The following is a 24,469-nucleotide window of genomic DNA, read 5'->3' on the forward strand; positions in this document are numbered from 1 at the left end:
TATGAGATGTCCTTTTTGTCAATCTGATGACACCAAGGTCCTAGATACTAGATTACTTGATGATGGCTCTCAAGTCCGCCGAAGAAGGGAATGCATCGCTTGTGGTGAAAGACACTCTACTCGTGAAACAGTTGATTTAAATTTACCAAGACTCATTAAAAGTGATGAATCCAGGCAATCATTTAGCGAAGATAAGCTTCGCTCTGGATTACTAAAAGCTCTCGAAAAACGGCCCGTTGAAATTTCAAAAATTGAAACTGCAATTCAAAAAATTCAACGAAAACTGATGGCTCAAAATGACAGAGAGGTTCCTTCTTCAATGCTTGGAGAGTGGGTAATGGAAGAACTGAGGGCTCTCGATGAAGTTGCATATATAAGATTTGCTTCAGTTTATCGTCAATTCCAAGACATTGAAGCTTTTAAAAGTGAAATTGATAAATTAATGAATAAATAATTCTAGGATGGCAAAAACTAAAATTGAGTTTGTTTGCAGAGAATGTGGCTCCTCGCATCATCAATGGGCAGGTCAATGCTTAGATTGTAAAGAATGGAACACACTTGAAGAGGTAGTAATATCACAGGCAACCTCCTCTAAACCTGAAAGTCTCAAAGACCTCCCTTCATCTAAGGTTCAAAACCTATCTGAAATTAAATCACAAAATAATCATCGCCTCTCAACAGGCCTCAGTGAACTTGATCGCACGCTTGGTGGTGGATTAGTAGATGGCTCTGTAGTTCTTATTGGTGGTGACCCTGGTATTGGTAAGTCAACATTGATATTACAGGCAATAGCAGCTATTAATGCGTCAAGTACAACTTTGTATGTCAGCGGTGAAGAGTCAGCTGAGCAGGTTAGTGATAGGGCTATTAGACTAGGAATTAAGGAAGATATACTATTTATAGGTGAAACCCATCTAGAGAAAATAATAAAGATTTCAAAAGACACAAGACCTAAGGTTATTGTTATTGACTCCATTCAAACCATGGTTACCGACCTTTCAAATTCTGCACCTGGATCTGTCACACAGGTAAGAGACTGTGCTGCTCAGCTTACTCAATACGCCAAACAAACTAACACAATACTTTTGATGATTGGTCATGTTACAAAGGGTGGTGCGCTTGCAGGCCCAAGAATTTTAGAGCATATGGTTGACGCTGTTTTATATTTTGAGGGGGATGCTGGTGGTCGTTATAGAATAATCAGAGCCGTTAAAAATAGGTTTGGCGCTGTAAATGAAATCAGCGTCTTTGCAATGGGTGAGAAGGGACTTCAACAAGTCAGCAACCCATCTTCAATTTTTCTATCGAACCAAGAAAATCCTTCTTCTGGCTCAATGGTAATGGTTACAAGAGAGGCTACAAGACCTTTACTGGTTGAGATACAGGCGTTAGTGGACCAAGCCAATGGAACTCCAAAAAGAGTCAGCGTAGGGCTTGATCAAAATAGATTATCACTCCAACTGGCAATTCTTCATAAGCACTCTGGAATTGCAACATTTGATCAGGATGTATTTATAAATGTAGTTGGTGGTATCAAGGTTAGTGAAACTGCCTCGGATTTAGTTGTAATGCTTGCAATCGTTTCAAGTTTAAGAGATAAAGTGATTCCAAGTAAATGGATTGCTTTCGGAGAAGTTGGCCTTACTGGAGAGGTTCGCCCAGTCTATAACTCAATGGAAAGGTTATCAGAAGCTCAAAAGCAGGGTTTTGAAGTTGCAATTATTCCAAAAGGGAATGCGCCTAAAAAACCGATTAAAGGAATGAAGGTTGTAACGGTTGGGTATCTATACCAAGCAATTCAGTATTTATTAGAAAACAGTTAGTCTTTTATAGATCTATGCCTTTTTGAGCTCTAACATTAGCTCTAAAAGCGTGCTTAACATCTTTGACTTCACTTACAGTATCAGAGGCCTCAATAATGCCCTCACTGGCAGCTCTTCCCGTAATAACAACATGCTGTCCCTCTGGCCTATTACTAAGCGCCTTAAGGATTGATCTTTCATCAAGATACTTGTAATTAATCATGTAGGTTATTTCATCTAGAACCACAAGATTAATTTCTGAATCAGCTAGAAACTTTTCAGCTTCTAACCATGTTTCATTAGCTAATTTTTTATCAAGCTCTTGGTCTTGAGTATTCCAAGTAAAGCCACTCTCCATATGGGCAGATACAACATTAGGGTTACTATCAAGAAAAAGATCTTCGCCTGTCTGCTGTTCACCCTTTAAAAAACGCACGAGAGCAACCTTCATTTCATAACCAAGAGCTCTGCAAATCATTCCCATCGCTGAGGATGATTTGCCTTTACCGTTTCCAGTCAAAAGAACAATGATTCCTTTATCAATATTAGCCTCTTCGATTCTAGAATCAATATGCTCTTTCTTACGCTGCATACGATTTTTGTAAGTTTTATCGCTCATATCCTTAAATCATCATACTATATTAGAACTTATAAGAAAGTTCCGCTTTTATGTTTCTAGAAGAATTACCTGGATAAATAGCATCAGCTCTAACCCAAGTACCATAACTATTTTTGAATAAATTCTCAACATCAAACTTAAACTCAAGATCATCATTTGGGTTATAAGAAAAGTTAAAGTTTGTTGAATTATAAGCTTGTTGTTTTTGAGAGCTTGTATTTAAATAGTCCTCCTCTACAAAGGCTTTACTTCGATATTTTTGTGTTAAAGTCATGTTGGCTTTATCATTAAAACCATAGATAACTGAAGCAGTAATATTATGCTTAGATGTCATTGGATTGGTTTTACCATTAAATGCTGAATTATCTGCCTCTTTATCTATTATTGCATTTGTATAGGCATAGTTAACATTAGTTGACCACTTAGGACTGACTACAAATAAGTTTTGCAATTCAAGTCCTTGCTTATGAGATTTATCTAAATTAGTATTTTTAACAGTTGAGTTATTGTAGAACATTTCATTACTGATATTTGATCTATACAAAGTTACTTTAGTCTTGGATTTATCAGTAAGGTGGTTTACCCCTATATTTATAGTTTTACTTGTAGAGGGACTCATGAATCCATTCCATACCCCATCATAATTAAAAAATCTATCAATTAATGGAGCTTGAAAGGCTTGATTATAGTTTGAGAAAATTGCAGTATTTTTATTTAGTTTTGTATTAAAACCTAAATCAAATGCTTCTAAATGATGCTTATCAAACCTCTGAAGCCAGTTACCAGCTGTTGTTGATTTTATAATAGGGTTATATTCGTACTCTACAAGCTCTTTGCGAGCTCCAAAAGAGTATGTTGTATCTTTATTGGTAAGCTGAATTTGTGAAAAAAGACCTGTATTTATTTTTGAAGTAGTATTTGCTGGAACATATGTAGTAGCTTCAGGTGCAGTTCGTGACCCATCAAAAGATGTAAAACCACTATCAATTTTTAAGCCACCTTTTTTATAGCTCAAAATATAGTCCGTACTTATAGAATCATAGATTAATTTATTAGGTCCTGTTGAATAGTAGTATGTATTTTGAGAATCTTTGTTTAGGATCGAAGTACTTCTTGAAAGAGTTAAGCTATCAGTAAGAGCTCGTTTAATGGAGTAAGTAGCTGTATTCGAATCAACCTCCCTAAGTGTATAGTTTCTTGAAGTGTTTCCATTTTGAGAGGGGTCTGCATCATACTGTGCTTTTGTTAAAGCATTAGGGTATCTATTATCTGACTTGTTTGTTTGATAGTCTAATTGGATTTCAGTTCCAGCATCTGTAGTATATCTAACACTAATATTTGAGTTAGTTTGTTTGCCTTTGTCTTTATTGCCATCAGGACCTGCAGCACTGTAACCTCCAAGTTTTAGCCTATCTATCGACAAATTTAAATCAATTTTTTCTTCATTGATTCCAACTGATGCAGAAGTCTGAACTAAGCCGGAACTTCCCATTGCAACAGATACCTTAGTTTCTAAGTTCTTTTTAGTAAAGACATGAATTGCACCTGCCATTGCACTGTCACCATAAACTACTGAGCCACTTCCCTTTGTAATTTCAATTTTTTCAACATCATTAATATTTATTATATTTATTGATGGGCCACTGGTATCGATATTATTGAGCCTTCTCCCATTGAGAGTAACAACTAAGTTATGAGAGCCTACAGTAAGGCCATAACCACGTGCTGAAATCTTTTGAGAAAATCTATTTCCACTTGATGGAGCAAGAGATAAAGAGGTATTTTGAGTTAAAAAATCATAGATGTTAGTTGACTTGGAATTTTTAATATCATCTTCAGTATAAATTTCAGATGCAAATGGCGCTGAAGTGTCATCCTCATTAAAGTAATTCGATGAAATTTCTGTTGGATTTAAAGTAATTTTAATTGGCCCAATAACTGCATTTGCTGGATTAGAGATTATGATTGCTGACATTGAGGCAGCAAAAATTAGATTTTTAAAAAACATTATGACCCCTTAATTTATATATAAAAAGAGGGATTTAGAGAAAAGAATTACAAGATATGTAATACATTAACTCACCACCCATCGTAGCTTTTAGTAAAACTAAACTTGCTATGTATCGGACTTATCCTTATCAGAATTACCGTTGCGAGGGCAGTGTTGGATTTAAACCAACTTCCATATTGCAAATTGTTTTTGAATTATAGCGATTTTTTATAAAACTGCAATAACTATTTTTTATTTTCTTATTACTTAATAAAAACAATACTTTGATGTCCGAATAGTCTTAGGTAAAATACCCCCTAAGGAATATCTTTTAACTTGTATTATGAAAAGTGACTCACTTGAAAATTTAAGAAATGATATCGACGATCTGGATCAAAAAATTCAGCTTCTAATATCCCAGCGCGCGGACTTAGCTGCTAAGGTTGCACTTGTAAAACAGGAATCGAATGCACAAACAGCTTTTTATAGACCTGAGCGGGAAGCAGAGGTATTAAGTAAAGTAATCCAAAGAAACAAAAGCCTTCTTAAAGATAAGGATATTGCCCTTATTTTTAGAGAAATTATGTCGGCCTGCTTGGCGCTTGAGCAGCCCCTAAAAATAGCCTTTTTAGGTCCTGAGGGAACGTTTACTCAAGAAGCAGCACTTAAACATTTTGGCCATGGAGTGTCTCCGCTGGACTGCGGAACAGTTGATGAAATTTTTCATCAAGTTGAGACAGATAATGCGCAGTATGGAGTTGTGCCAATAGAAAACTCCTCAAATGGAGTTATTGGTACGTCTCTTGATATGCTCTATAGTCATGATTTAAATATTTGTGGTGAAGTAGAAATTGCAGTTGCCCATCACCTAATGATGCAAGACCAGTCTCAAGAAATTAAAATTATTTACGCGCATCAACAAGCACTTGACCAATGTCATCGATGGCTCTCTAATCACTATCCTCATACTGAGTTAAGGCCTGTTGCATCAAATGCATTAGGCGCAAGAATGGTAAAGGATGAGCCAAATGCTGCGGCAATTGCATCTAAGGTTGCTCTTAATATTTATGGCCTTGAAAGGGTTGCTAAAAATATAGAGGACAATGCTGGCAACGTAACTCGCTTTATTGTTATTGGTAAAGATGAAGTTCCAGCTGGCGTTAACGATAAAACTTCTCTCCTAGTTGTCACAAAGCATGAGTCAGGCGCTTTATTCGATTTATTGGAGCCATTCAAAGCCAATAACATTAACATGCTTCAGCTAGCGAGGCATCCAATACCTGGAGTAAAGTGGGAATATTTGTTCTTCATTGACATAGAAGGGCATCAGAGCGAAAAAAATGTTCAAAAAGCCATTCAAGAGGTCAAATCACGCGTCTCTAAATTAGATATTTTAGGCTCTTATCCTGTAGCAGTTTTATGAATGCCTGTGAGTCAATCCTTGGATTGAGTCCATACCAAGGTGGGAAGCCTATAGATGAGCTTGCTCGGGAATTGGGACTTAAAAATATTACAAAGCTTGCTTCAAATGAAAACCCATTAGGCGTTAGCGCAACAGTAAAAGAAGCCGTTTTTAACTCTTTATCAAGTATTAATCGCTATCCTGATGGTAACTGCTTTGAGCTAAAAAAAGCTATCGCTGAAAAGCTTTCAGTAATGCCAGACATGATTTCATTAGGTAATGGTTCAAATGAGCTTTTAGAGCTCATTGCAAGAGTATTTGTATCCAAAAAAACTGATGAGGTAATTTTCTCTCAGTATGCTTTTGTTGTTTACCCTTTGGTAACTCAGGCCCTGGGAGCCACTGCAAAAGTTTCTCCAGCTAAGAATTATGGACATGATTTAAATTCAATGTTAAGTTTAATAAGTGAAAATACAAAACTTATTTTCGTTGCAAATCCGAATAACCCAACGGGCACTCTTTTAAGTGATGATGAGCTTTATGCCTTCTTACAAAAGGTACCTAATAATGTCCCAGTGGTATTGGATCAGGCATATTTTGAGTACTTGAATGTTGATGATCTTGCAATTGAGTGGCTTAAGGAATTTGATAACTTAATCATTACTCGCTCCTTTTCTAAGGCTTATGGCTTAGCGGGTCTGAGGGTTGGTTACTCAGTATGTAGCCCTTTAATTGCAGATTTCATAAATCGCGTAAGAGAGCCGTTTAATGTTAACTATACTGCTCAAGTTGCCGCTATTGCAGCGCTTTCAGATGATAAGCATTTAAATGACTCAGTAGAAATAAACACTAATGGTTATGAGCAGCTAACGAGTGGATTTGACTCTTTGAAACTCAACTACATTCCGTCTCATGCTAACTTTATTGCTGTTGAATTTAATAATGCTATGAATATCTTCAATGACCTCCTTAAAGAAGGCGTTATTGTGCGCCCAGTTGAAATGAAAGGTTATTTAAGAATTTCAATTGGAACCTCAAATGAAAACGATCACCTGCTTATTGCATTAAAAAAAGTTTTATGATTAATAAAATTACAATAATTGGAGTGGGCTTAATTGGAGGCTCTTTAGCCAAAGCAATAAAAGAGAACAATTTAGCAAAAGTAGTCTTTGGCTTTGGGAGAGACTTAAATCGCTTAGAAGAAGCTCAAAAAGCAAACGTTATTGATCAATTTTCAACCAACTTAAAAGATGCGATAAATGATTCAGATATTGTAATTATTGCTACCCCTGTAGGCTCTTTTCAAGAGATTCTAAGTGAAATAAAACCTTTTCTAACTAGCAAAATAGTAATTTCTGATGTTGGCAGTACTAAAACTAATATTGCCTCAATAGTGAGCCAGACACTAGGAGATTATTCAAGTTACTTTATTCCAGCACACCCAATTGCAGGTAAGGAAAAAAGTGGTTTTGAAGCAAGTGAATCCAATTTATTTAATAATAGGAAAGTTATTATTACGCCTCTTGAGACTAGCAGCCCAGATTCAATAAATCTCATTCAGAAGATGTGGGAGGGTACTGGTGCAGATGTTGATTTTATGAGTCCTGAATCTCATGATGAACTACTTGGAATGACCTCACACTTGCCCCATATGCTTGCTTTCTCTCTTGTTAATTATCTAATTAGTAAAAATCCTAGCGCATCAATATATGCTGCAGGTGGCTTTAAAGACTTTTCTAGGATAGCCTCGGGTGATGCTGTTATGTGGAGAGATATCTGCATTCAAAACAAAGATCAAATTATTGATCACATCAGAGGCTACCAAAAAACATTGAACTCCCTTGTTGATGCGATTGAAAATGAAAATAGCGATGAATTAGATTTGTTGTTTACTAGTGCTAAAAAGACTCGTGATTCATGGATAGGGTAATTTAACCAATGGCTAGCTTTGTAACCTCACAATCTAGACCACTAAAGGGGTCTATTAAAGTCCCTGGTGATAAATCAATATCTCACAGATCTATAATGCTTGGGTCGATTGCAACTGGAATAACTAAGGTATCTGGGTTTCTTCAAGGAGAAGACAGCCTTGCAACTTTAAACTCTTTTAAGGAAATGGGCGTTCAGATTGATAGACGAGGGTCAAATGTAATTATTAATGGTGTTGGAATGCACGGACTAAAAGAACCCACAAAACCATTGAATTTAGGAAATTCTGGAACGTCTATTCGCTTAATGTCTGGACTTCTAAGTGCTCAAGACTTTGATTCTGAGCTTTGCGGCGATAAATCCCTTTCTAAGAGGCCAATGGCTAGAGTTATCGAGCCACTATCTAGAATGGGGGCAGACATTTCTGGTCCTGATTCAAGACCACCTCTGAAAATTAAAGGTGGTAAAAAATTATCCTCTCTAAACTACACACTACCCGTTGCCTCAGCACAGATTAAATCATGCCTACTATTAGCAGGCCTTTATGCAGATGGTGAAACTCATATTATTGAAAATGGTATATCCAGAGACCATACTGAAAGAATGCTTAGAGGCTTTGGTTACAAGGTTAATACATCACCTGGTGAAGTCTCTATACTTGGGGGAGGGAGCCTAAAGGCTTGCAATATTGAAGTTCCTAGTGACATATCGTCCTCTGCTTTTTTCATGGTAGCGGCTTGTATCGCAAAAGAGGCGGATATTACTTTATTGGCTGTGAATGTCAATCCAACTCGAACTGGAGTGATTGATATTCTTCGGTTAATGGGCGCTAATATTGAGCTTATCAACGAGCGATTGGAGGCTGGTGAGCTAATTGCAGACATAAGAATTTGTTCATCAAAACTTAAAGGAATTAACATCCCAGAACGCCTAGTCCCTTTGGCAATTGATGAGTTCCCAGTTATATTTATTGCAGCAAGCTGCGCCGAAGGAGAAACTCTCTTAACGGGCGCCAAAGAACTAAGAGTTAAAGAATCTGATCGCATTCAAGTAATGGCTGATGGGCTTTCATCATTAAGTATTGAGAATGAAGTTCTTGATGATGGCATTAAAATTGTTGGCGGCGAATTTAAAGAACAATTAGCACCAATCAAATCTCATCATGATCACCGCATCTCCATGTCATTTGCTGTTGCGTCTGTTAGATCTAGTTTTGAAATTAATATTGATGGCGTTGACAACGTAAAGACGTCATTCCCAAACTTTGTAGAGTTAGCGAACTCAATTGGCATGAATATTACTGAATCTAATTAGGATTAATGCTAAGTAGTAATTTAAGTATGTCATCCAACACCTTGTTATAATACGCTTTTTGAAAAATACACTAACCTATGACTATTAATAATGCAGAACCGTTCTTTGCATGGGACGTACTATCTTGGCTTTTCGTGGCAATGGCTCTTGCAATTGTTATAGTTTTAACAGACCTTCTCCTATCTAAGAAAAATAACCAAATCAATACTGAGGCTTCTGAAAAAACATCAAAAATTGGTAGTTTTTTTTATTTTTTAGTATTTCTTAAATTTTCAAAATCTGAAAAGTATAGTCACAGACCAAAAGTTGTTCAGTGGTCAATAGAGATGTTTCCAGTATTATTGTTGGTTTTGGTATTTAGAGGCTTTATATTTGAACCTTTTCGTGTCCCATCAAACTCAATGATGCCGACACTTTTAACGGGAGATTTTATTATAGTAAATAAGTTTGATTATGGCCTTAGACTTCCAATAACAAACACAAAACTTGTGGAGTTTTCAAGCCCTAATAGGGGAGATGTAATTGTATTTAGGTACCCAAATTATGAAAAAACACCTGGTTACTCTGGTGTAGATTTTATTAAGCGCATTGTCGCACTTCCAGGTGATGTAATTTCTTATAAAAAAGATCAGTTAATAGTTAATGGAAAGTCAATTGAAGTTAAAAAAATAGGCCCTTATATTGGTGTGGATTCAGGAAAATCAATGAATAATTACAGACTAACCCGTGAAATTTTTGACTCTTCTGGTCATGACATACTTCTTAATCCAAAAGGTCATTCAAAAGAACTGGTGGAAATTACAATTCCCCAAGGTCATTACTTTGTAATGGGCGATAACAGGTCTCACAGTAGCGATTCTAGATTTTGGGGCTTTGTTCCAGAAGATTATATAATTGGAAGGGCTATTGGAATATGGATGCATTGGGACTGGAATTTTAATACAATGCAGTTTAGTCGAATTGGTGGCTTTGATTAAAAAAAAAGCTTACTATGGAAAAAATACTACAGATCATTTAAGCTTTAAAGAAATTCTGGACTTTTCAAGCAAGTAATCCTTCAAAAAAATAGCCTTCCATAAGTTTCTTTATGAAAGGTTATTAGTTGCTATTTCTTATAGATTTTTAGTGCCTTTAAGACATTCATTGCCTCGTGCACAAAGTAGTCTTCCTTTAGAAGATTAACATACTCTTCATCCCTTAAATCACTAATATTATTTTGTGACTTAATGATTTCTTCAGTAGATAGATCAGAAGGTGCAACTGGAGCTTCAACCTCTTCAGCAGAGAGAGAATTCTTAAGATCTTTTTCTTGCTGGCTAAGGTCTATTGAATCTTCATCTTCATCTTTTTTAAGAGAGATGTTTTCTAGTTCAATATCAGGCGTTATTCCTTTTCCCTGAATAGACCTACCAGAAGGCGTAAAGTATCTTGCAGTTGTAAGCTTTAATCCAAAGCCATCTTGTAAATTAAGCACAGACTGGACAGAGCCTTTACCAAAAGACTCTTCACCCATAATCAAAGCCCTCTTATGGTCCTGAAGTGCGCCTGCAACAATCTCAGAAGCAGATGCTGAACCTCTATTCATTAACACAACAATAGGAGCACCATTAAGAATATCACCAGGCTTTGTTGGGAATGAACTATTAGAGTATGAAGTTCTGCCTTCGGTATAAACCACAATACCAGGCTCATCGATAAACAGATTAGATATATCAATTGAAGAATCCAAAAGCCCACCTGGATTATTCCTTAAATCAATAATTAAAGAATCAAGCTCACCTTCATTCTTTTCTACTAAATCTGCAACAATAGTTTTCACTAGAGCAGCAGTTGGTCTTTGAAATTGAGCAATTCTTAGGTAACCAATACCTTCATCCAGTAAAAGTCCTTTTGCCGAGGTGATAGTGATAATTTCACGCGTTATTTCAACTACAAATGGAGCAATATCAGGCCTTCCAATTGTTAGTTTAATAGTGGTTCCTGGAGCGCCTCTCATTAGCTTAACACCTTCTGCAAGGTTAATTTGACTAACGTTTTGATCACCAATTTGTAAAATAATATCTCCAGCCTTAAGGCCTGCTCTGTATGCAGGTGTGTCATCAATTGGAGACACAACTTCTATATATTCACCTTTTGTTCCAATAACAATACCAAGGCCACCAAATGCGCCCCTTGTACTTTCACTTAAGTCAGACTGGCCACGTGGCTCAAGAAAACTAGAGTGTGGATCCAGGCCCTCAACTAATCCTCTTATCGCATTATTAAACAACGTTTCATCATCAATATCATCAACATACATTAGCTTGATTTGAGAGAAAACAGTAGTAAAGGTATTTAAACCCTCAAAGAAAGATGGGGAGTCAAGAGGGGAGTAGTCTTCTTCCTCGGCTAAAGATACGCTTGTAGCTCCAAAAAAAAGAAAAGCAGAAAGAACAGTTGATTTAATTAAAGCCTTTACATTTATCATAATAAATTTAGTTAGTTTTAAAAGTAGGTTGGTAATTTAATTTTTTTAAGGATTGTACTTGTGTTTTATAAAGTTTAAATGAAGAAAACATGAAGTTTTAAATAAAATATTGCAAATTCATATAATTTTTAATTCTAAACGTAATGACTCGACTAAAATTATCAGTTACTAATTGCGCTCGTAGCTCAGCTGGATAGAGTGTCGGCCTCCGAAGCCGAATGTCGGGTGTTCGAATCGCCTCTCTCTAATAGCCAGCTTTGTTAAGCAGCATAAGGTTCTAAAGGCGAACTGCCAATATATATTTTAAGTACTCATTTCATATTTAGTGCAAATTTAATGCACTTTATAGGAGATTTGATATGGCAAGTATACAAAAGTTAGATAATAAAAAGGGTGTCTCATACCGTGTCCAGATACGTAGAAAAGGACTCCCAAACATCTATAAAACATTCCTTACTAAGAAACAAGCAAGTCTTTTTGCATTAAAACTTGAAGATAGTGTTAAAGACCACCAAGCCTATAGCTCTAAACTAACCTTTGATGAGCTTATTGAGAGTTACCTAAGTAATGCGTACTTAGGCACTAAGCCGCAGATGCAGCGTAGCAGGCTTAAACACTGGTTAGGGATATTGGGCGATAAGTCTATTATTGACATAAATCGCTTAGATATTGAATTTGGATTAAGATGTCTTCCAGAGGGACTAAGTAATACAACCATTAATAAATACAAGAAGTTAGTCTCGGTTGTCTTTAACTATGGAATTAGAGAGTTAGGACTTACAGATAACCCAACGCGTTATATTCGCTCTCTGCCCGAAAAAAAGGGAAGAATAAGATATCTATCCGATAACGAGAGAGAAAGGCTATTTAAGGCTTGTAGGGCGTCTAAATGGAACAAATTCTATCTACTGGTCTTAATGGCTATAACCACAGGAGCTAGAAGGGGAGAGCTGCTTAGTCTTAGATGGAATAATCTGGATATAGACAAACAAACCGCTTATGTACTAACCAGTAAAAATGGTGAGCCAAAAGTTCTGCCATTAACTAAAAGTGTTATTAAAGAGCTTGAGAGATTTAGTCTAAATAATAGTTCATTAATCTTCGCATCAGAGATAAAACCCGATAAGCCTTATTTCTTTTATAAGCAGTGGGATAGAGTGCGAAAAGAGGCTGAGCTTATAGACTTTAGATTCCACGATTTAAGACATACCACAGCTTCCTATTTGGCTCAGAGTGGTGCTACTTTGCTTGAGATAGCAGATGTTCTAGGGCATAAACAAATCGAGGTGACTAAGCGATATGCCCACCTCTGCATCGGACATAAGTCGAGCCTTATTAATCGAGTGATGGGTGGTATTTAGATTTAATTTAATTGGTATACTATGGTTCAAATTCACATTTATAAATTATAAAAATGATTAAAAAAGTTGATTGTGGAAAAACTAATTTTGAAGACTTATATCAGGTTTTTAAGTATGGCTCAAAAGGTGAATTAGAATTAAAAAAAGCTAGACTTTTCCCCGGTGGTAATGCCGACAATGAAGTGTCTACCACTTCAATTTTTCTTTCAACTTTAACTGCAGTAAAAGAATATCGAGAAGAGTTATTATCTCAAATTGGAATAAAGAAAATAAACAATCAAAATGTATCTCTTCATACCTTTACAGAGTTACAAAGTAATTCGAAAGATGATAGACCAGATGGGCTAATTGTTATCACTAGCGGCAAACTTAAGCCAATTATTGAATGGCTTTGTTTTGTAGAGGTCAAAATTGGCAACAATCCAATAGATGAGGCACAGATTGAAAGGTATGCTACTTTTGGTCGAGAAATTGGAATTAATTCCATAATTACTGTTTCAAACGAGTTAGTTACTAATCCTATGCAAAGTCCAATTAAGCTTAAAAAAAGGAGTTTTAACCTCTTTCATTGGTCTTGGACTTTCTTGCAAGTTACTGCTCATAGGCTAATTAGAACAGAAAGCATAAAAGATGAAGACCATACTTACATACTTAATGAATTTGGTCGATATGTTGACTCTCATAGTAAGTTAAGTAATTATACAAATATGGGTAAGGAGTGGAAAGATTCAGTAACCAGCATTCAGTCTTTAGATACTAAACAGAAGATTTCTCCAGCCTTGCTTTCTAGTGTTGTTAAGTCTTATATTCAAGAAGAAAAAGACATAAGCCTTCAGCTGACGAGCCGTTCTGGGCTTCATATTGAATTACTTAGCAATGGTAATAGAAAAGAGTCAGTAGAAAAGATGCTTCAAAATACTAAAGTTATTACATCTGAGTTTATGCTCAATAAAGATAAGAACAATACTTTTTCTCTAGATGTTGATTTTATTAGACAAGAAATTAGATGCTATACAAACATTATTATTAAAAAAGGTAAAGCTCAAGCTCAAACATCAACCTTAATAAAAATGTTTGAAAGTGAGTCAGGATATACAGATTCAATACTAGTTAACGCTTTTTATATTAGGAACAAAAGTAATAAGAGTGATACTCCACTTGCAACTTTATTTAGAGAAAAAGAACTTGCAGAGCCTTATTCTATAATTGACAAGTCCTTTGGTGACGAAGTTAAATATTTTGAAGTCAAAACTAAAGACCTATTAGGTGTAGATTTTAGAAGTACAAAGAATTTTATTATTAAGCTTGAGGCTATTGCTGAAAGATTCTTAGAGCAGGTTGTTGTTCACCAATAATTGACAATATTTAGAATGAAAAAAAATCTACTAGCTCTTTTACTTTCAATTATTTCTTGCCAGAGTATTGGTGCAGTTGGTGATTCTTACAATTGCACTATGAGGCAATTTATGGACGTTACTCCTGACAAAATATATCAAAAACCATTACAAGAATTTACCTTTGTAATGAAAGAAGACAAGATTGTATTTACTGTAGATAAAGGTTATTTTGCTGGACTAGGAGAATATCTTGAGATGGAAGTTTCTCGGTTTAGAGAGTCAAGTGCTACAGGAGAGCATTTCTTTGTTAATGCCGACAACTTGAGAGATAGTGGGGTGTTTGACAATAATCACTTTAACTACACCTATGTTGAAGGAGCTCTAACTCAGCAGATGATAGCAATATGCTTTAGATATTAATATGATTAGGAAATTTTTTAAATTTATATTTGGTTTATTATTATTTATTATTGCTTTAATAGCGATATGGGTGGGTATACGTTATGCAACTTATTCAAAGACTCATTATGCGTGTCAAGGAAATCTTAAGGGCTATGGACAAAGTGAGCTCTTTTTAACCTTAGAAGAATATGGACTTCTAAATGCAGGTGATTCTTTTGGAAGAATTAAGATAGAAGTGCCTAATCATATTCCACTTGAATACTTTTCACAACTGGAAGATTTGGATGATTTACTGCATATTTACAGGCGTTCTGGGTCTTCAGACTTAAAAGGAAGTTTCTCTAGGTTAAGTAAAGACATTATGCTGGATACATCTTCTGGGTTTTATGATGGTAGATGTAAAAAGATTGAGTTATGATTTATGTTTTGTTGGTGAATTTATAGTGTAGTTTAACCCATACTAATTTAAAGTATATATACTCATTTTTAACTTCATCTAAAAGGGTAGTCTAAATCAAAGCATTTATTTTTAAAGAAAGAAGTTTTCGCTCCCTGTTTTGGCTCTGGGGTGTTCTTGGTACTTTCCTACTCTTCCTTTTAATTGACCTATTAACATTAACCCCATTTGTTAATAGCATTCCTTTTGTAGCAGATTGGCTTCACTGGTTAATCCCAATATATTACTTCTTTATCTTCTACTTAAGTTTTAGAGATATCGAGCTCAGTATTGGGTCAATTGCACGCACTGTCCTTTATTTTATTGGGCAGATGCTGGTACTCATTTTCTTTTTCATTTTTTGGGGCGTATTCGCTGCCTTTGGAGGCTCTGACTACCAAGCTAATACCTTTACTTTAAAGCAAGAAGCTCCCATAGAATTTACTGAAAACTCAAAATTAGAATACCCATCTGATGCAGAGTTAATTCATACTTCTTTTAGTAACTGGGGGGCTAACGTTGGCAGGGATATTATCATCAAGGTTGAGGATATTGACTCCTTTATTAAAATAGCTACAAAGAGATACAAATTTAATGAAATGACAATGGATTTCCCAAGTCATAACAGAGAATACCTCGGCTATGGTTTCGACCCATTTCAAGAAACACTAAATCCTCCTTTCTGCTTAGAGACCAAGACAATGAAAGTCAAACCCCGCTACTATCAAGTGACCAGAAAGCTCACCGACCCTGAGAATTTCTGCGGGAAGAGAGAGGTTTACTATTCACAATTAAAGAGGGAGACTGAGCTGAGCATTATTATGGTGATACTGCCTAAAGAAGGACTAGTTTGGCTTAACCGCTCGGATTGGTTTTAAGAGAAGGCATATGAAAACAAAACATCCATACAATAAGCAAGCTAAATGGGCTGGAGTTTTTTTCCTAGTATTGACATTGGGAGGTACTATTTGGGGATTCTTCTTGCTTAATAATTATTATATTTCTCAATCAATATAGTTAGCTATGAAGAAACTTATTAAAGTTGCTGTTGTTCTAGTTCCAATAATTCTTATTTTTAATTGGTTCACATCAGATTCATCAGAGATAAGAAGGCTAATTGAGCAAGGTTATCTTAGTGCTGACTATACAAAAGAAGATGTAAGAAAACTTTGTAATCCACAGACTGATGAAGAAAGAGAAGCTGCAAAGGGAGCTGACCTTTTTCAAAGTTGTATTAATAATGGTGCTTGGTAATAAAGTTTGTACTCAGTTCAAATTGAAATATAATTAAATGATGAAAAAACTGCTCATACCTCTCCTCTTATCACTTTCTTTTGCTTTACAAGGATGCTCTTCAAGTGATAGTGATTATGACGAAGGCGAAGGTGATGGGTATGCTGCTGGTTACAATACTACTTGCAATATTAGAGCAACGATGGTTAAAGGCGATTGGGATAACAAAAACTATTCTGAGGGCTATAGAGACGGCTATGCAGCTGGTTCTTATGATTGCAAAAATAAATAAATTCATATGAAAAAACTACTACTATCTCTATTGCTCTCAATCATCTCTAGTCAGAGTTTTTCAGCTATTAGTGATGTTTACTCTTGTGAATGGGTTTCAAGTACTTTTTCAGGTTCTGATGGTGAAGAGGCCTATTGGAACAGTCCAAAAGAATTCTTAAAAAAGACCTTTGTTTTTAAAAGAGAGGAGAACAACATTGCTTTTGAGAAGGATTTCCTGAGCAGCAATACAGATTTACAAATCTCTTTAAATTCTAATGAGGTTATTGTAGCCTCTAGTGTTAAATTATTAAATGAGCATTTACACTACGTCTCTGTTGTTTATAAAGATGGTAATTTTACTATTACTAGTCACCAATATTGGTTAAATGGAGATGTTGTGGTCAATACAGATATAGCTAAATGTTATATTCCAGAGCTAGATTAATTATATGAAACAACTACTACTAACTTTAGTACTTTCTTTTTCATTGACGGGCATTACTTATGCGGAAGGCTTAAGCTGGTCAAATTTCTTTTTTCCAAAATTAGAGAAATTTAATAACTGTGTTGAAGCTCTTGAAAAAGAAAACATTGATAATTCACATAAATTATGTGCTGATAAATATGCAAAAGAAATAGATTCGAAGTATGCCAAAACTAGCGATGAGATTGCAACATATCTAGGAGAAGTTGTAATGGATATTGAAAATACTAGTAGTAAATTTATTATCAAGAAAACTACAATGTCTGGGTACTTTAAATGTAAAGATACATCCAAGTGTGAAAAACAGTATTTCAATATTACCCGATATCCTTCCATTACTCCCGGACAAAAGAGTTCAGTCCATTTTTGGAAGCCTGAAAAAATACAGTTTCTAGAAAGTTTAAATGCTGGTGAGTGGTCTTGGAATATAACTTCTAAGTCATATTACGGCTTTAAATTTGATTATTAAAAAATGAAAAAACTACTCTTACTTTTATCAATCTTCCTTTCTTTAGCTGGATGTTCAAAAGATAGAAACTATGATGGTGAGATAACCATAACTGACTCACGGATAGCTATCCAAGATTTTTTTATTCCATTTGGAGAGTTTTCACAAAACGCATTTAATGGCTTTAGTGTTAGTAATGTTGGTAAATTTCTAGAGTTTGGTAGTTTATCCCTTGATAGAGGTGGTTTGACTGCAGTAGGTATCTGGACAATTTTATTTATCTTTTTCCTGCTTTACTTAATTGGACGCTTATGGGCAAATAGTAATGAAAAGCAAAGAGAAATAATTAGAGAAGCTAGAAGAGATGCTCATTTAAAAAAAGTTATTAAAGATATTAATAAAAAATCTGAAGATTAATAAATAAAGTTTAAATGAATAAGAGCGTGATTATCAATACAGTACTAAATATCTACAATTAATGGCTCATAAACCCAAAATAGACCTCTTTCTAGACCTCAATATGCCTCATTTAGAGGAGTTAACAGAGCAACTTGGAAAAGACCTTGGTATGAGGCAAGGCACTCAATTTAAGGCTCTCAGACTTCTGTTATGTAATATGTATATACAGGGCCAGAGACAGGTTAGGGTCTCCCGCAGAAAGCAACCTTTAGGCGGCAAGAAAGACAATCCAATAGACATAAAATATAGTGCCATTAATGGCTCACTAGATAAACTTGAAGCTAATGGTTATATCATTCAGGAACTAGGCAGTCACGAGGAGAGAAAAATGACTACTATGATGCCTACTGACAGGTTGATGCAGTGGTTTGAAAACACCCGATGGTCAGATGAGGGCATAGACAAAAGAGTAGGGACTTATGTCACACTCAGAAAAGCTAAAAAAGATAATGGTAAATCTATCTATATTGATTATGAAGACACTGAATATTCAAAGTGGTTAAGTGAGGAAATTAAAAAGTACGACCAACTTTTAAATAGAAGTAGGATTATGCTTCTAAATGACGATGGCAGTGAAGATAGAGAATTTAAGAAGTTCACAGTTCAGAGGAAATTCATTAGACATAACTTTAAAGATAAGAATACAGAGTTTACCTTTGGCGGGAGAATGCCGGGACCTTGGACTAACCTATCATCAGAGCTTAGAAAGAATATAACTATTAATGGTCAGCCAACGGTTGAGTTAGACAGAACGGCATCACATCTAAATGCTATGTATCAAGTAATCACTGGAGCTCCATACCCTTATGACGATGACCCTTACCACATAGTTGTTGATTGCTATCCAGTACCGAGGCATATTGCTAAGAATTTTTCCTCATTTATGCAAGGCAGTAAATCACCTAGAGGAGCAGCTCAGTCAGTAATTAATCATTATAGATATGATGCTCTTAAAGTTAAAAATCCTAAAGATAAAGACATAAAAAATTACGAAGACTATATTGAATTTAAAAAGAAAGTAAAGCCTTTAGACATAGCTCAAGCAATCTTAAACAAACACCCCAAGATAGCTAAGTATTACAATAACAGAAAAGTCTATGGAGACCTCATAAGCTGCTGGGAGTCAGATATAGTTTTTGAGGTTTTGATGGAGCTCACCAAGAGAGGTATACCTTGTCTCACTATTTATGATTCTTTCATAGTGCCACTTGAGTATGAAGATTTAGTTGACAGTATGAAGGATATAACTCCTTATGAAGATAGGAGAGGGATACTAAAAGAGCTACTTAAGGTAGATAACTATAATGGTAACTAATAAGGATATATCTTAGGTCTATAGGTCTAAGGGGAAACTTAGGACATTAGAGGGTAAACTCGTTTTAAGAAACTCTATCTCTCAAAAGATTTAATTGTACTTCTAATGTTATCAATAAATTTTTTTAAAGTTAACAATAGTTTTTTCATATTAGTCACACCAGCTTGATTTCTTCCCACCAGTGTACTTGTAAGCTAGTTTATTTTCAAGTAGCTCCTGTTCCAAGCTAACACCATCGACATAAACATCAGCAACAACTCTAAAGTACTTCCCTCTCTGGAGTTTAGTTAGCTTAATCTCTTTAGCATTAGCTAGCTTGTTTCGCACAAAATCTCTAGCCTCAAGTGCTAAATCTTTCTCATATTTGCACTTTCCTCGTATCTCTGGAGTATCTACCCCGTTAAGCCTAATGGGTATGTTTTTGCCAACTATAGGAGGCAGTGAGTCTATATCCACTCTGAAGGTGTCACCATCATAAACACTAATAACTTTAGAGACTATTACTGTTCCATATTCTGGCGCTGCTTGTGCTGTAAAAACTCCTAGACAAAGAGCAAGAAGTAGGAGTAGTTTCTTCATACTGGAATTGTATATCAACTTGGACTAAAGTCCAAATTTCGTTTGATGTGTGAGGGAGGTTAAAAAATTAAGGCCCTTATATAGGGCCTCATCTTATTCTAGTTCTCTACGACTATCTTATTTCTCTCCAATAATTAAAAAGATTACTTCGAACTAGTTCCACTCCCAAATATCCCAAGTGGCATTTCCTTTTGCATCAACATCAAAATGGTAAACACAACAAATACCATTAAGACTTGAAAGTGATGGTGCAGATGCTTGAAAATAACACGCCCCTCTAAAGTTTGTCCCGCCATCAGCTGTAAAAGTACCCACTCCTGTTGCCCTGAATGTGGCTACTCCATCCTGTGTCATTATTACACCTTGATTAGGACACTCGCCATAAAGTGTGCCATCTGCTCTCATACTGGAACTATAAGTTGCCATACTTTGGACTTCTGCTCCAGCAAGTGTTCCAACACCTTCTGTAGAAGTGCTGAACTTAGGTAATGAACCTTCAGCTGACAATGCTTTATTTGTTGCAGGTCCAGAAATTGAACCAATCTTTTTTCCTAACATATCATTTTCTCCTTTGATTTTAATAATATTTATTAATGCCTTAGATTAAACTAAGGCAGATTTTTCAGATACAGTCATAAGCTATACAACCGTAAATTAATTATATGTCAATTTGAACCAAAGTCCAAACTTCGTTTCATCTGTGAGGGAGGTATTATTAATAGTTAGCCGAGTTAAATAGGGGTCCCCCGGTGTCTTTAATTTAGTGCAAATTTAGTGCAATTGGGTCATAAATTGCACTATTTATGCCTATAATTACTCTTGCAATAAATATAAATATTGTAGTTAAAATAAATAGAAAACCTTTGCTAGCAACGTCTCGACGGTGTAACAATTGATTTAGCGCTCGTAGCTCAGCTGGATAGAGTGTCGGCCTCCGAAGCCGAATGTCGGGTGTTCGAATCACCTCGAGCGCACCATCTCTCAATCTTGTGTCACAAAGTCTTCACGGCTTTGTCCTAATCCAAATTAACCCTATTAATCGAGTGATGGGTATAATTTACATTCAGAATAAATTACAATTGTTTTATGAAAGAAATACCCATATTTTTATTTATGGATTTTAATTATCTTAATGGATAATTATATTCTTCCAAGAAAACAGGCTATTACTGTTTTTTTTGCTTTTGCTTTTGGATATTTTTTATCTTGCTTGTTAAGAGCAATTACAGCTACTATTTCCCCAGTTTTAACTCTAGAATTTGATTTAATGGCGGCAGATTTAGGGCTGCTTGCTGGAGGTTATTTTTTAGGTTTTGCATCTATACAGATTCCCCTTGGATATTTGTTAGATAGGTTTGGACCAAAAAAAATTGTATCGTCATTTCTATTAATTGCATTTATTGGAACAGTATCTTTTGCACTAGCTCAAAGCTTTTCAGGTTTGCTGGTCTCCAGAATATTAATTGGTGTTGGAGCTGGTGCTTGTTTAATGGCACCATTAACAGGTTATAGAATTTGGTTTGCAGAAAACCAACAGCAAAGAGCAAATTCTTGGATGTTAATGATAGCTTCGTTAGGATTTCTATCCTCAACATTACCTGTTCAACTTTTGTTACCTACTTTAGGTTGGAGATGGATATTTGGTGGAACTGCAGTATTGATATTAATTAGCATAATTTTAATATTGGCTTTTATTCCAAAGTGGAATCATCAAAAAGATGAATCTTTGGAAAACCCACTAAAACCCGGTTCATTGGCAGATGTGTGGAAAAATAAATTCTTTATCAGCGTTATTCCGATGGGTTTATTTAATTATGGAGGGTTAATGGCGATCCAAACTTTATGGGCAGGACCCTGGATGATTAGAGTTGCAGGCTATACTCCACTTGAAAGTGCTACAGGATTATTTTGGATAAATATTACAATGCTTATTTCGTTTTTTTTATGGGGTTATTTTTTACCTAGGATTACAAATCTTGGTTTTAGTGCATTAAGAATATTAACAGTTGGCTTGCCAATTAGTTTTTTAGTTATGTTATTTATTATAATTTTAGGATCAAAAGCAGGTGCATTCTATATTACATTATTCATCCTCAGTTCAATCTTTTTATCTGTAGTTCAGCCGGCTGTAGGCCTATCTTTTCAAAGTCACTTGGCAGGCAAAGCACTTACATCATTTAATTTATTAATTTTCTTAGGAGCTTTTATAATGCAGTGGTTTATTGGCCTTATAATCGATTTAGTTAAAAGTTTTGGCTATACTGAAATAATAGGATTTAAAACAGCATTTTCAGTTTTCTTATTACTAAGTTTGACTTCTTATATATTCTTTTTAATTATTAATAAAAATCATATATTTTTTAAAATTAAAAATATGTGAAAATTATGAAAACTAGTGCTACAAGATAGCTACATCGAGGGGAGTTTGAGTGTTTGAATCACCTTTAGTACACCAACTCTAAAAGCTTTTATAACTTTTATTCTATCTTAAATCCTGCATTTCAAACTCTTTATCTAAACAACTTCTAATCTTCATCTAATCTTTATTTCTTGTTATTAGAATGGCCTCTGTTTGAAAATTACTTATAAATTAATGGAGATAATCTATGGAAACTAAACTCGTTTTATGGACTACTGGTTGTATGGCATTTATGCTTAGCTTTATGTATGCAATGGTTAGTATCATAAGTAGCTTTGTAAATTAAATATTGGAGGCTTTAATATTGACTATGAGTTAATAAGCGCTCGGTCAACAGTTTAAATTATCAACCAAAACCTCTTGACTGTGAATATATAATATAAAAGTTCTAATTGTTCGGATGAGCCGCGCTCACTATTAAACCAACTATCTGGATTTAGAAAATTGTTTATGAAAGTAGAAAATATAGAAAAGCCCACAACAAAATTTATAGCAACAAAGCTTTTTTGGGTCGGAGTAGTAGGTACATATATCCTTGCAGGAATACTACTCAATAGGCTTGAAACTAATGCTAGTTATGAGGAACTTAGATCTTCCTCCCTAATCCCATCTATTTTTTATTTTTTTACTTTGTTCCTAAGCTACAGATCCTTTAAAACTCAAGCAGTTAGAACAACTATTTTACAATTTGCAACTCAAATGCTACTTCTCCTTCCTTTAATGAGTATGTTCATGGCGGTTGTACTTTTCACTACAAAATTTTCTAGTTAGTGAATAAAATAAGTTCAAAAAAACTACTTAATACCAAATGGACAGCAGTTACACCGAGCAGTAAAGAGAAACACTTTCTTATTACTAAGTTAGTGTTTGATGAAGACAACATAGTAACTCACTGCTTAATAGAGGCAGTAATCTCTAATCGAACAGAACTTATTAATTGGAGAGAATTAAAAGAGAGTGAGCGTTGGCTTCAAGGCTGGAACTAACTAATGAAGAGCTATCTCCTCATCCACTTATATGAAGATTTCGAGCATTAGCCCATTTCAAAACATCCCTTTCGAGCCATATATTGTTTCTTTCAGTTTTTACAGGTTTTGGAAAATCACCCACTTTAATCATTTCATCTAATTGAGTTTTAGTAAAGCCAGTCAGTTCAAATATTTGAATCTCAGTCAAAAAAATATCCATTCTTAACCTCTGTGTAATAAATTAAATAGTCTATAAATAATTTAATAAATTTTATTTTATTGTTTTAGAATATATTCTCCACTCCAAGGGGTACAGGCTGTAACTAGCTCACCACCAGTCTCACTTGCATTAGCTATTGGAACACTTCTGCAATGTTTAACTTTGCCAGTTTCACCATCTAAAATATAAACACCTAGTTCATCTTTCAGCATAGAATACCTTCCCTCTTCAGCAGAAACTATAGAAGAAAAAGCTAACAACATCATGAATAATATTTTTTTAATAATATTTCTCCTTAACTTTTATTATTATTGAATTATAAGTAAAAAAGATTCTAATAGCCTTAATCTTACATAAAATCTTTTTTTTGGTATTCTATTACATTAATCAATAATATTTAATTTTTAGAGAACTTTTTGTGAAAAAGAATCTTTTAAAAACCTTCCTACTTATTGCTTTATTTTTTTTAACCTCTGGGTGCTTATTCTATTTAATAGGCTATCAAGAGCTTAAATCTTTAGAAAGTGAATACACAAAAGAAGAATTATTTAAATTATGCAGTGAGGGTAAAGTTGGTATGTATGACTGCGTTAAAGGTGGGGCATGGTAGATAATTCTATAAAGTCTGAAGACGTCGTTGCTGCAATCATAAAGAAAGATAATCTTTATTTTATTGCTCAAAGGAGAAGAGATAAACATATGGGCCTTAAATGGGAATTCCCTGGCGGAAAAGTTGAAGCAAATGAAACACTTCAAGAGGCTCTAATTAGAGAGATATACGAGGAATTAAATATAAACATTAATGTTTATGAGAAGATTGCAGAGGAAAGGTACAAGGACAGCAAAATAAATATTGTTCTGCATTACTTCCTTTGCTCAATAAAAGATGGCATTATTAGTCTTAATGAACATGAGGCAATGGAATGGGCTGATAAAACAGATTTTGATAAATATGACTTTGTTGTGGGTGATGGAAATATTACATCACTAATTTAATTGTAATGGAGCTAAT

At 34.9% G+C, this 24,469-nt stretch carries 31 protein-coding genes, 2 tRNA genes and 1 riboswitch; of the genes, 26 read left to right on the forward strand and 7 right to left on the reverse strand.

The window, feature by feature from the left end:
- The first annotated feature begins 1 nt into the window (after position 1).
- The gene (gene nrdR / locus ABXT51_RS04560; RefSeq protein ID WP_271558716.1) at positions 2-454 is read left to right on the forward strand and encodes a transcriptional regulator NrdR; all 453 of its coding nucleotides are present in this window, start codon (positions 2-4) and stop codon (positions 452-454) included.
- A gap of 7 nt (positions 455-461) precedes the next feature.
- Positions 462-1,823, forward strand: coding sequence for a DNA repair protein RadA (gene radA / locus ABXT51_RS04565; protein ID WP_416693988.1), 1,362 nt, complete (start codon positions 462-464; stop codon positions 1,821-1,823).
- Positions 1,824-1,827: 4 nt separating this feature from the next.
- Here radA and cobO read toward each other — a convergent pair whose 3' ends face one another.
- A complete protein-coding gene (cobO, locus tag ABXT51_RS04570; protein ID WP_416693990.1) occupies positions 1,828-2,421 on the reverse strand; it encodes a cob(I)yrinic acid a,c-diamide adenosyltransferase in 594 nt (197 codons plus the stop codon).
- A gap of 22 nt (positions 2,422-2,443) precedes the next feature.
- Positions 2,444-4,429 (reverse strand): TonB-dependent receptor, encoded by a 1,986-nt coding sequence (locus tag ABXT51_RS04575; RefSeq protein WP_416693992.1) that lies wholly within the window; start codon positions 4,427-4,429, stop codon positions 2,444-2,446.
- Positions 4,430-4,518: 89 nt separating this feature from the next.
- Positions 4,519-4,651, reverse strand: a riboswitch (cobalamin riboswitch).
- A gap of 103 nt (positions 4,652-4,754) precedes the next feature.
- Between ABXT51_RS04575 and pheA the strand changes: the two genes are divergently transcribed.
- From pheA to lepB, 5 genes are all read left to right on the forward strand, one after another.
- Positions 4,755-5,834, forward strand: a complete 1,080-nt coding sequence (gene pheA, locus ABXT51_RS04580) for a prephenate dehydratase (RefSeq protein ID WP_416650684.1) — start codon at positions 4,755-4,757, stop codon at positions 5,832-5,834.
- Entirely contained in the window at positions 5,831-6,895 is a 1,065-nt protein-coding gene (gene hisC / locus ABXT51_RS04585; RefSeq protein ID WP_416693994.1) for a histidinol-phosphate transaminase, read from the forward strand. Before pheA ends, hisC begins: the two co-directional genes overlap by 4 nt.
- Positions 6,892-7,743 (forward strand): prephenate dehydrogenase, encoded by an 852-nt coding sequence (locus ABXT51_RS04590; protein ID WP_416693996.1) that lies wholly within the window; start codon positions 6,892-6,894, stop codon positions 7,741-7,743. The genes hisC and ABXT51_RS04590 overlap by 4 nt, the downstream gene beginning before the upstream one ends.
- 8 nt (positions 7,744-7,751) lie before the next feature.
- On the forward strand, positions 7,752-9,056 hold the full coding sequence (gene aroA, locus ABXT51_RS04595; protein WP_416693998.1) for a 3-phosphoshikimate 1-carboxyvinyltransferase: 1,305 nt from the start codon (positions 7,752-7,754) through the stop codon (positions 9,054-9,056).
- A gap of 77 nt (positions 9,057-9,133) precedes the next feature.
- A complete protein-coding gene (gene lepB, locus ABXT51_RS04600; protein ID WP_416694000.1) occupies positions 9,134-10,033 on the forward strand; it encodes a signal peptidase I in 900 nt (299 codons plus the stop codon).
- A 128-nt stretch (positions 10,034-10,161) separates the two neighbouring features.
- Here the strand turns inward: lepB and ABXT51_RS04605 are convergent, their stop codons facing one another.
- Positions 10,162-11,523 carry a S41 family peptidase gene (locus ABXT51_RS04605; protein WP_416694002.1) on the reverse strand — a complete coding sequence of 454 codons (1,362 nt, stop codon included), beginning with the start codon at positions 11,521-11,523 and terminating at the stop codon, positions 10,162-10,164.
- Positions 11,524-11,705: 182 nt separating this feature from the next.
- Between ABXT51_RS04605 and ABXT51_RS04610 the strand changes: the two genes are divergently transcribed.
- From ABXT51_RS04610 to ABXT51_RS04670, 13 genes are all read left to right on the forward strand, one after another.
- Positions 11,706-11,764 (forward strand) — tRNA-Arg (locus ABXT51_RS04610).
- 118 nt (positions 11,765-11,882) lie between these two features.
- Positions 11,883-12,884, forward strand: a complete 1,002-nt coding sequence (locus ABXT51_RS04615) for a tyrosine-type recombinase/integrase (protein WP_416694004.1) — start codon at positions 11,883-11,885, stop codon at positions 12,882-12,884.
- Positions 12,885-12,937: 53 nt separating this feature from the next.
- On the forward strand, positions 12,938-14,239 hold the full coding sequence (locus ABXT51_RS04620; protein ID WP_416694006.1) for a hypothetical protein: 1,302 nt from the start codon (positions 12,938-12,940) through the stop codon (positions 14,237-14,239).
- 15 nt (positions 14,240-14,254) lie between these two features.
- A complete protein-coding gene (locus ABXT51_RS04625; protein ID WP_416694008.1) occupies positions 14,255-14,641 on the forward strand; it encodes a hypothetical protein in 387 nt (128 codons plus the stop codon).
- A gap of 1 nt (position 14,642) precedes the next feature.
- The gene (locus ABXT51_RS04630) at positions 14,643-15,041 is read left to right on the forward strand and encodes a hypothetical protein (protein ID WP_416694010.1); all 399 of its coding nucleotides are present in this window, start codon (positions 14,643-14,645) and stop codon (positions 15,039-15,041) included.
- Positions 15,042-15,391: 350 nt separating this feature from the next.
- Positions 15,392-15,937, forward strand: a complete 546-nt coding sequence (locus ABXT51_RS04635; protein ID WP_416694012.1) for a hypothetical protein — start codon at positions 15,392-15,394, stop codon at positions 15,935-15,937.
- Positions 15,938-15,947: 10 nt separating this feature from the next.
- Positions 15,948-16,076: a hypothetical protein gene (locus tag ABXT51_RS04640; RefSeq protein WP_416694014.1), complete on the forward strand. Its 129-nt coding sequence runs from the start codon at positions 15,948-15,950 to the stop codon at positions 16,074-16,076.
- A 6-nt stretch (positions 16,077-16,082) separates the two neighbouring features.
- Positions 16,083-16,313, forward strand: a complete 231-nt coding sequence (locus tag ABXT51_RS04645; RefSeq protein WP_416694016.1) for a hypothetical protein — start codon at positions 16,083-16,085, stop codon at positions 16,311-16,313.
- A 40-nt stretch (positions 16,314-16,353) separates the two neighbouring features.
- Positions 16,354-16,584, forward strand: a complete 231-nt coding sequence (locus ABXT51_RS04650; protein ID WP_416694018.1) for a hypothetical protein — start codon at positions 16,354-16,356, stop codon at positions 16,582-16,584.
- A 6-nt stretch (positions 16,585-16,590) separates the two neighbouring features.
- A complete protein-coding gene (locus ABXT51_RS04655) occupies positions 16,591-17,010 on the forward strand; it encodes a hypothetical protein (RefSeq protein WP_416694020.1) in 420 nt (139 codons plus the stop codon).
- A 4-nt stretch (positions 17,011-17,014) separates the two neighbouring features.
- Positions 17,015-17,518: a hypothetical protein gene (locus tag ABXT51_RS04660; protein ID WP_416694022.1), complete on the forward strand. Its 504-nt coding sequence runs from the start codon at positions 17,015-17,017 to the stop codon at positions 17,516-17,518.
- Positions 17,519-17,521: 3 nt separating this feature from the next.
- The gene (locus ABXT51_RS04665; RefSeq protein WP_416694024.1) at positions 17,522-17,914 is read left to right on the forward strand and encodes a hypothetical protein; all 393 of its coding nucleotides are present in this window, start codon (positions 17,522-17,524) and stop codon (positions 17,912-17,914) included.
- Between the two features lie 61 nt (positions 17,915-17,975).
- Positions 17,976-19,271 (forward strand): hypothetical protein, encoded by a 1,296-nt coding sequence (locus ABXT51_RS04670; RefSeq protein WP_416694026.1) that lies wholly within the window; start codon positions 17,976-17,978, stop codon positions 19,269-19,271.
- 150 nt (positions 19,272-19,421) lie between these two features.
- Here the strand turns inward: ABXT51_RS04670 and ABXT51_RS04675 are convergent, their stop codons facing one another.
- Both ABXT51_RS04675 and ABXT51_RS04680 read right to left on the reverse strand, forming a co-directional pair.
- Positions 19,422-19,850, reverse strand: a complete 429-nt coding sequence (locus ABXT51_RS04675; RefSeq protein WP_416694028.1) for a thermonuclease family protein — start codon at positions 19,848-19,850, stop codon at positions 19,422-19,424.
- 153 nt (positions 19,851-20,003) lie between these two features.
- A complete protein-coding gene (locus ABXT51_RS04680) occupies positions 20,004-20,408 on the reverse strand; it encodes a hypothetical protein (protein WP_416694030.1) in 405 nt (134 codons plus the stop codon).
- A gap of 342 nt (positions 20,409-20,750) precedes the next feature.
- On the opposite strand from ABXT51_RS04680, the gene ABXT51_RS04685 reads away from it, so the two are divergent.
- The 4 genes from ABXT51_RS04685 (at position 20,751) to ABXT51_RS04700 (ending at position 23,255) form a co-directional block, all read left to right on the forward strand.
- Positions 20,751-20,827: transfer RNA gene (locus ABXT51_RS04685), tRNA-Arg, on the forward strand.
- A 155-nt stretch (positions 20,828-20,982) separates the two neighbouring features.
- Positions 20,983-22,230, forward strand: a complete 1,248-nt coding sequence (locus tag ABXT51_RS04690) for an MFS transporter (RefSeq protein WP_416694032.1) — start codon at positions 20,983-20,985, stop codon at positions 22,228-22,230.
- A gap of 489 nt (positions 22,231-22,719) precedes the next feature.
- Entirely contained in the window at positions 22,720-23,040 is a 321-nt protein-coding gene (locus ABXT51_RS04695; RefSeq protein ID WP_416694034.1) for a hypothetical protein, read from the forward strand.
- Positions 23,040-23,255, forward strand: a complete 216-nt coding sequence (locus ABXT51_RS04700; RefSeq protein WP_416694036.1) for a TIGR02450 family Trp-rich protein — start codon at positions 23,040-23,042, stop codon at positions 23,253-23,255. Before ABXT51_RS04695 ends, ABXT51_RS04700 begins: the two co-directional genes overlap by 1 nt.
- Positions 23,256-23,274: 19 nt before the next feature.
- On the opposite strand, the gene ABXT51_RS04705 is transcribed toward ABXT51_RS04700, so the two are convergent.
- Positions 23,275-23,457 (reverse strand): helix-turn-helix transcriptional regulator, encoded by a 183-nt coding sequence (locus tag ABXT51_RS04705; protein ID WP_416694038.1) that lies wholly within the window; start codon positions 23,455-23,457, stop codon positions 23,275-23,277.
- A 56-nt stretch (positions 23,458-23,513) separates the two neighbouring features.
- Positions 23,514-23,720 (reverse strand): hypothetical protein, encoded by a 207-nt coding sequence (locus ABXT51_RS04710; protein ID WP_416694040.1) that lies wholly within the window; start codon positions 23,718-23,720, stop codon positions 23,514-23,516.
- A gap of 155 nt (positions 23,721-23,875) precedes the next feature.
- Between ABXT51_RS04710 and ABXT51_RS04715 the strand changes: the two genes are divergently transcribed.
- Both ABXT51_RS04715 and ABXT51_RS04720 read left to right on the forward strand, forming a co-directional pair.
- Complete coding sequence (locus tag ABXT51_RS04715; RefSeq protein WP_416694042.1) at positions 23,876-24,067, forward strand: hypothetical protein; 192 nt, start codon at positions 23,876-23,878, stop codon at positions 24,065-24,067.
- Positions 24,061-24,453 (forward strand): (deoxy)nucleoside triphosphate pyrophosphohydrolase, encoded by a 393-nt coding sequence (locus tag ABXT51_RS04720; protein WP_416694044.1) that lies wholly within the window; start codon positions 24,061-24,063, stop codon positions 24,451-24,453. Before ABXT51_RS04715 ends, ABXT51_RS04720 begins: the two co-directional genes overlap by 7 nt.
- Positions 24,454-24,469 lie beyond the last annotated feature (16 nt).

The sequence above is a fragment of the Candidatus Pseudothioglobus sp. Uisw_050_01 genome (genome assembly GCF_048085775.1).
Classification (GTDB): domain Bacteria; phylum Pseudomonadota; class Gammaproteobacteria; order PS1; family Pseudothioglobaceae; genus Pseudothioglobus.

Excerpts from the sequence above, each read along its gene's own strand:
- ABXT51_RS04630 (WP_416694010.1), top strand. The coding sequence starts at position 14,643 with ATGATTAGGAAATTTTTTAAATTTATATTTGGTTTATTATTATTTATT.
- ABXT51_RS04705 (WP_416694038.1), bottom strand. The coding sequence starts at position 23,457 with ATGGATATTTTTTTGACTGAGATTCAAATATTTGAACTGACTGGCTTT.
- ABXT51_RS04615 (WP_416694004.1), top strand. The coding sequence starts at position 11,883 with ATGGCAAGTATACAAAAGTTAGATAATAAAAAGGGTGTCTCATACCGT.
- ABXT51_RS04575 (WP_416693992.1), bottom strand. The coding sequence starts at position 4,429 with ATGTTTTTTAAAAATCTAATTTTTGCTGCCTCAATGTCAGCAATCATA.
- cobO (WP_416693990.1), bottom strand. The coding sequence starts at position 2,421 with ATGAGCGATAAAACTTACAAAAATCGTATGCAGCGTAAGAAAGAGCAT.
- ABXT51_RS04690 (WP_416694032.1), top strand. The coding sequence starts at position 20,983 with ATGGATAATTATATTCTTCCAAGAAAACAGGCTATTACTGTTTTTTTT.
- ABXT51_RS04625 (WP_416694008.1), top strand. The coding sequence starts at position 14,255 with ATGAAAAAAAATCTACTAGCTCTTTTACTTTCAATTATTTCTTGCCAG.
- ABXT51_RS04620 (WP_416694006.1), top strand. The coding sequence starts at position 12,938 with ATGATTAAAAAAGTTGATTGTGGAAAAACTAATTTTGAAGACTTATAT.
- ABXT51_RS04660 (WP_416694022.1), top strand. The coding sequence starts at position 17,015 with ATGAAACAACTACTACTAACTTTAGTACTTTCTTTTTCATTGACGGGC.
- ABXT51_RS04640 (WP_416694014.1), top strand. The coding sequence starts at position 15,948 with ATGAAAACAAAACATCCATACAATAAGCAAGCTAAATGGGCTGGAGTT.
- ABXT51_RS04665 (WP_416694024.1), top strand. The coding sequence starts at position 17,522 with ATGAAAAAACTACTCTTACTTTTATCAATCTTCCTTTCTTTAGCTGGA.
- ABXT51_RS04605 (WP_416694002.1), bottom strand. The coding sequence starts at position 11,523 with ATGATAAATGTAAAGGCTTTAATTAAATCAACTGTTCTTTCTGCTTTT.
- radA (WP_416693988.1), top strand. The coding sequence starts at position 462 with ATGGCAAAAACTAAAATTGAGTTTGTTTGCAGAGAATGTGGCTCCTCG.
- lepB (WP_416694000.1), top strand. The coding sequence starts at position 9,134 with ATGACTATTAATAATGCAGAACCGTTCTTTGCATGGGACGTACTATCT.
- ABXT51_RS04670 (WP_416694026.1), top strand. The coding sequence starts at position 17,976 with ATGGCTCATAAACCCAAAATAGACCTCTTTCTAGACCTCAATATGCCT.
- ABXT51_RS04590 (WP_416693996.1), top strand. The coding sequence starts at position 6,892 with ATGATTAATAAAATTACAATAATTGGAGTGGGCTTAATTGGAGGCTCT.
- ABXT51_RS04655 (WP_416694020.1), top strand. The coding sequence starts at position 16,591 with ATGAAAAAACTACTACTATCTCTATTGCTCTCAATCATCTCTAGTCAG.
- ABXT51_RS04635 (WP_416694012.1), top strand. The coding sequence starts at position 15,392 with ATGCTGGTACTCATTTTCTTTTTCATTTTTTGGGGCGTATTCGCTGCC.
- ABXT51_RS04695 (WP_416694034.1), top strand. The coding sequence starts at position 22,720 with ATGAAAGTAGAAAATATAGAAAAGCCCACAACAAAATTTATAGCAACA.
- ABXT51_RS04650 (WP_416694018.1), top strand. The coding sequence starts at position 16,354 with ATGAAAAAACTGCTCATACCTCTCCTCTTATCACTTTCTTTTGCTTTA.
- ABXT51_RS04680 (WP_416694030.1), bottom strand. The coding sequence starts at position 20,408 with ATGTTAGGAAAAAAGATTGGTTCAATTTCTGGACCTGCAACAAATAAA.
- ABXT51_RS04710 (WP_416694040.1), bottom strand. The coding sequence starts at position 23,720 with ATGTTGTTAGCTTTTTCTTCTATAGTTTCTGCTGAAGAGGGAAGGTAT.
- ABXT51_RS04675 (WP_416694028.1), bottom strand. The coding sequence starts at position 19,850 with ATGAAGAAACTACTCCTACTTCTTGCTCTTTGTCTAGGAGTTTTTACA.
- ABXT51_RS04645 (WP_416694016.1), top strand. The coding sequence starts at position 16,083 with ATGAAGAAACTTATTAAAGTTGCTGTTGTTCTAGTTCCAATAATTCTT.
- aroA (WP_416693998.1), top strand. The coding sequence starts at position 7,752 with ATGGCTAGCTTTGTAACCTCACAATCTAGACCACTAAAGGGGTCTATT.
- pheA (WP_416650684.1), top strand. The coding sequence starts at position 4,755 with ATGAAAAGTGACTCACTTGAAAATTTAAGAAATGATATCGACGATCTG.
- hisC (WP_416693994.1), top strand. The coding sequence starts at position 5,831 with ATGAATGCCTGTGAGTCAATCCTTGGATTGAGTCCATACCAAGGTGGG.
- nrdR (WP_271558716.1), top strand. The coding sequence starts at position 2 with ATGAGATGTCCTTTTTGTCAATCTGATGACACCAAGGTCCTAGATACT.
- ABXT51_RS04720 (WP_416694044.1), top strand. The coding sequence starts at position 24,061 with ATGGTAGATAATTCTATAAAGTCTGAAGACGTCGTTGCTGCAATCATA.